Source organism: Roseofilum sp. Guam, assembly GCF_017746735.1.
GTDB classification, from domain to species: Bacteria; Cyanobacteriota; Cyanobacteriia; order Cyanobacteriales; family Desertifilaceae; genus Roseofilum; species Roseofilum reptotaenium.
On the sequence record NZ_JAGHZN010000113.1, the window covers coordinates 1 to 5,423 of the forward strand.

The following is a 5,423-nucleotide window of genomic DNA, read 5'->3' on the forward strand; positions in this document are numbered from 1 at the left end:
TAATGAAACTGATGGCTAAAAATGCAGAAGAGCGATATCAGAGTGCATTGGGATTAAAATTTGACCTAGAACACTGTCTTAATCAATGGCAAGAAACGGGCAAAATAGAAGCCTTTGAGTTAGCAACTCGCGATCGGGCAGGGCGCTTCCTGATTCCCGAAAAACTCTACGGACGAGAAGCCGAAGTCAAGACCTTATTCGCAGCATTCGAGCGGGTAGCCCAAGGACAGACTGAAATGATGCTTGTCGCTGGGTTTTCAGGCATTGGGAAAACCGCCGTCGTCAACGAAGTACACAAACCCATTGTCCGTCAGCGGGGCTATTTCATTAAAGGAAAATTTGACCAATTCAACCGCAATATTCCCTTTAGCGCTTTAGTGATCGCATTTCGGGATTTAATGCAACAGCTCTTAGCAGAATCGGACACTCAATTAGCCCAGTGGCAGAGCAAAATTCTTGCCGCCTTAGGCGAAAATGGGCAAGTAATTATTGACGTGATTCCTGAGTTAGAGCGACTGATTGGCAAACAGCCCTCAGTGCCGAAACTCTCTGGCAATGCAGCCCAAAATCGGTTTAATTTATTATTTCAGAAATTTATTCAAGTTTTTACCACAAAAGAGCATCCCTTAGTTATTTTCCTCGATGACCTTCAATGGGCAGATTCGGCCTCTCTGAACTTGATGCCACTACTGATGGGCGAGAGCGATACCAGCTATCTGCTTTTGCTAGGAGCCTATCGAGATAACGAAGTATATCCCGCCCACCCGTTGATGCTGACTCTAGAAGAAATGGTCAAATCGGGAGCAATTATTAATACAATTACTCTCGCTCCTTTAAGCGAAACCGATCTCAATGGTTTGGTCGCAGATACCCTAAGTTGTAGTCACGATTTGGCTTGGCCTTTAAATGGATTAGTCTATCAAAAAACCCAGGGAAATCCCTTTTTTGCCACCCAGTTTCTCAAGGGATTACACGAGGATGGGTTGATTGCTTTTAACCGGGATAAAGGTTATTGGGAATGCGACTTAACTGAGGTGAGTCAATTAGCACTGACCGATGATGTCGTAGAGTTTATGGCCACTCGGTTGCACAAACTTCCTAAAGAAACTCAAGAGGTATTGAAGTTAGCCGCTTGTATCGGCAACCCGTTTGATTTAGAGACTTTGGCCATTGTCAGGGAACAGCCCCAGATAGAAGTAGCAGCTTCCTTGTGGAGGGCACTGCAAGAGGGATTGGTGTTGCCACTAAACCAGACCTATAAGTTTTTCCAAGGGAGTAAAGGTGAAGAAAAAGTACAGGCACAAGATGTGTCGGTTGGCTACAAATTTCTACACGATCGCGTCCAGCAAGCTGCCTATTCCCTCATTGCTGACGATCGCAAGCAGATGACACACCTCAACATCGGGCGATTGTTGTTGCAGCAAACCTCTCAAGAGGAACGAGAAGAAAACCTTTTCAACATCGTCAACCAGTTGAATATCGGTATGGCTCTACTTGAGAAACCGAGCGAGATCCTTGAGTTCGCACAACTGAATTTAGGGGCAGCACAGAAGGCCAAATCCTCTGCTGCCTACAATGCGGCAGCAAGCTACTTAAACACAGCTATCACTCTGATCGGACGTACTGAGGCAACTCTTTTGGAAGTATGGCAAGCTCACTATACATTCATGCTGCCATTACATAATTTACTAGCAGAAGTTAGCTATCTCAATGGGAACTTTGAAAAGGCAGAGCAACAGATTCAGATCGTCATCAACAACGCTAGAAATCTTCTCGATCGCGTCAAAGCCTACGAAATCCGCATTTCACTTTTGGTGGCCCAAGGGCAAGGTCAAGCGGCGCTGGATGTGGGGTTAGAAATTTTGAAATTGCTCGATGTTTCCCTGACGGAGGCTCCCTTACCCGATATCAATATCGATCGCCTCTACACCCTGCCGACAATTGCCAATCCCCAGATTGTTTCTGCTTTGAGCATTCTGAGCAAATTATGGGCCCCGGCCTTTATTGGCAATCCCCAGCTCGTGCCATCGGTCGTTGTAACGATGCTGAATCTGTCTGCAACCCATGGAAACTCAGCAACAGGAGCCTTTGCCTATGCACTCTACGGGATGTTACTCTGTTCCACGATGAAGGACATTGAATTGGGATACCGCTTTGGGCAATTAGCGCTGCATACCCTCGATCGCCATGAAGATGCCGAGCTGACTTGCAAGGTGAATCAACTGTTTCACGCCTTTATTCGCAACTGGAAAGAGTTAGCCCACGATCGCGTCGAATGTCTGGCCGATAATGTATTAACGGGCTTAGAGACCGGTGACCTTGAGTTTGCCTGTTATTCCGCGATTAACTATTGCGATAACCTTTGCGTCATGGGCGAATCCCTAAGTCTGATTCATCAAAAACAAAGCTACTACATTGAGCTGACCCAGAGTCTCCAACAAGAATTCCAATACTTTACTGCCACAATCTGGGGACAGTTTGTGGAAAATTTAATGGGTCTGGCAGCCGATCCCAAACAACTGGTGGGACAACGGTTTAATGAAGATGAGGCAATACCTAAAATCGAAGAGATGAATTCGTTCACAGCATTGTTCTTTTTTTACACCTCTAAAACAATGTTGCATTATTTGTTCGACGATTATGAAGGAACCTTGGTTCATTCCCAGTCCGCCATTGAGTACGAACAAGCTGGAGTGGGGCTGTTACCCGTCACTCAGATTCCCTTGTATCGGGCATTAGCTTTGTTAGCACTCTATCCCAGTGCCGCCCCCGAACAGCAAGCTCAAATGTTGGAGGAGGTGGAAACTCACCAACAACGTCTAGACATTTGGGCCGCTCACGCTCCGCAGAATTTTCAGCATAAGCTGGATTTAGTGGCTGCGGAAACAGCACGGATTCAAGGTTATCGAGAGCAAGCGATCGAACGATACGATCGCGCAATTTCTGGGGCGAAAGAAAACCAATACATCCATGAAGAAGCGATCTCTAACGAACTAGCTGCCAAATTCTACCTTGACTGGGGTAAAGAAAAAGTCGCCAGCAGCTATATGCAAGACGCTTACTATAGCTATGCGCGTTGGGGGGCAAAGGCGAAAATTGCGGATCTCGAACAACGCTATCCGCAACTGTTCGCAGTGATTGGACAACCGACTCATCCTCAACACCTATCCGAGTTAAGCCTCTCTGCAAGTCAGACAATCAGCTTAACCAGCAGTAGCCACAGCCCCAATATCTGGTTAGATTTTCCCGCCGCGATCGAAGCTGCCCAAGCCATCTCTGAAGAAATTGAATTAGAGAAACTCTTAGCAACGTTAATGCAGATCGCGATCGCTAATGCTGGAGCGCAAAGCGGTCATTTAGTGTTATATCAAGACAGTCAATGGGTGGCGATCACCAAAGCCAATCGAGACAGAGCAGAACGGCTCGACATTCGGCTCGATCAATACTCAAATCTTCCCCAGAGTTTAGTGTATTCGGTTGCACGAACTCAGGAGACAGCGGTGTTTGACAACTTAAGTACCGTAGACCAATTTGCCGGCGATCGCTATCTGATTACCCACCAACCCAAATCCGTGTTATGTATGCCGATGAGTCGTCAAGGAAAACTCGTCGGTATTTTGTACCTGGAAAATAACATCACCCTGGGTGCTTTTACCCGCGATCGGATTGAGATGCTCAACCTGCTTGCCAGCCAAGCAGCGATCTCTCTAGAAAATGCCCGTCTGTATCAACAAACCGAACACTATTCCCACACCCTCAAAGCAGAGGTCGAGCGCAAAACTGAAGCCCTCAACCAAAAAGCTCAAACGTTAGAGGCCACCTTAGAACAGTTGCAACGCACTCAAGCACAACTGATTCATAGTGAAAAAATGTCCTCGCTCAGTCAATTGGTTGCTGGGATTGCTCATGAAATCAATAATCCGATTGGCTTTATTCGTGGCAATATTAAACATACCCAAACTTATATTGAAAACCTAATCGATTTGCTCGAACTATATCAGCTTGAATATCCTCAAAGGAATGCACAGATTCAAGCCAAAACTGACGAAATAGACCTGGATTTTTTGCTTGAGGATGTTACCAAAACTTTACAATCAATGGAAGTGGGTAGCGATCGTATTCATCAAGTCGTTCTCAGCTTGCGAGACTTTTCTCGTTTAGATGAAGCTGAAATCAAAACCGTTGATATCCATAGTGGAATTAAAAGTGCGCTTTTGATTCTGCAACATCGATTTCAAAAAAATGAACACCAACCCGAAATACGAGTGATTGAAGAGTACGGAAAACTGCCCAAAATCACCTGCTATCCAAGCGAACTGAATCAAGTCTTTTTCAATATTATTAATAATGCGTTAGATGCGATTCAAGAGCATCCTCAACACAAGACAACACCTGAAGTCCGAATTTGCACTGAAGCGCTTGAAAACCATCGGATACGAATTACGATCTCGAATAATGGAAGTCCTCTCCCAGAAACGATTCAAGACCGGATTTTTGACCCATTTTTTACAACTAAGCCCGTCGGTAGAGGCACAGGGTTAGGCCTGTTTATCTGTTACTTCATTATTCAAAAACACGGGGGTACGATCGCCGTGCAATCGCAATCGGAAGAAAGAACAGCATTTGAAATTATTTTGCCCCAGAAATGCGTGTAGGTTGTTAGATGGCAGAGAAAGGGAGAGTTAGGACATTTTCTATTGCGATTCGTGCCTGTTGCTAGAGTGCCTTAAACCATCACCTAACTGCTTTTCTGCTATAGGACATTTTCTATTGCCTATTACTATAGCGCTTCGCGCTAGGGAATAGGCAATAGGGAATAGGCAATAGCTTGTATGGCTTAGGTTCTAAGGCTTCAAGCTGTACCTCATAGAAGAGAGAAACGCTATAGAGTGCCTATTGCCTCAAACATAACCTAACTCTCCTAACCAACTCTTTAGTCTTTCTCGCGCAAAAGTACGGGTTTGGGAATCACGATCGTTCATCAAATTATTGAGAAAAAACACGAGGGCACAATCGATTGCTATTCCCAAATCAGTAAAGGTACGGAATTCATGATTTCTCTTTCTTTAGGCAATTCTAATGCGAAGAATTATGAATAAGACTTAACCTCAAAGATATAGCTAAGGTTGCCTCATTCACAAATTATTTACATTGCTATAATAAACTATAGCAAAGAAAAATCTCTAAAATTAAGTCGTTTAAAAAAACTGCTATGACTAGTCTCAGAACTCCCCTCCAGGGCTATGAAGTCCTCGAACTGCTGCACTCTAGTTCCAGAACACTCGTTTATCGAGGACTACGCTTGGCTGATAATAAGGCGGTGATTATCAAATTGCTCAACTGTGAGTATCCGACCTTCAGCGAATTGGTCAATTTTCGCAATCAATACACCATTGCCAAAAATCTCGACTTGCCCGGAATTG

General features: G+C 44.8%; 1 protein-coding gene and 2 pseudogenes. All 3 read left to right on the forward strand.

Annotation, left to right across the window (positions count from 1 at the left end; translation table 11 throughout):
• Window positions 1-11: 11 nt before the first annotated feature.
• The gene (locus tag J7529_RS24340) at window positions 12-4,655 is read left to right on the forward strand and encodes an AAA family ATPase (RefSeq protein ID WP_318731131.1); all 4,644 of its coding nucleotides are present in this window, start codon (window positions 12-14) and stop codon (window positions 4,653-4,655) included.
• A 300-nt stretch (window positions 4,656-4,955) separates the two neighbouring features.
• Window positions 4,956-5,099, forward strand: a pseudogene (locus tag J7529_RS24965) (ATP-binding protein); the annotation flags it as partial.
• A gap of 113 nt (window positions 5,100-5,212) precedes the next feature.
• Window positions 5,213-5,423 (forward strand): annotated as a pseudogene (locus J7529_RS24345) (protein kinase); the annotation flags it as partial.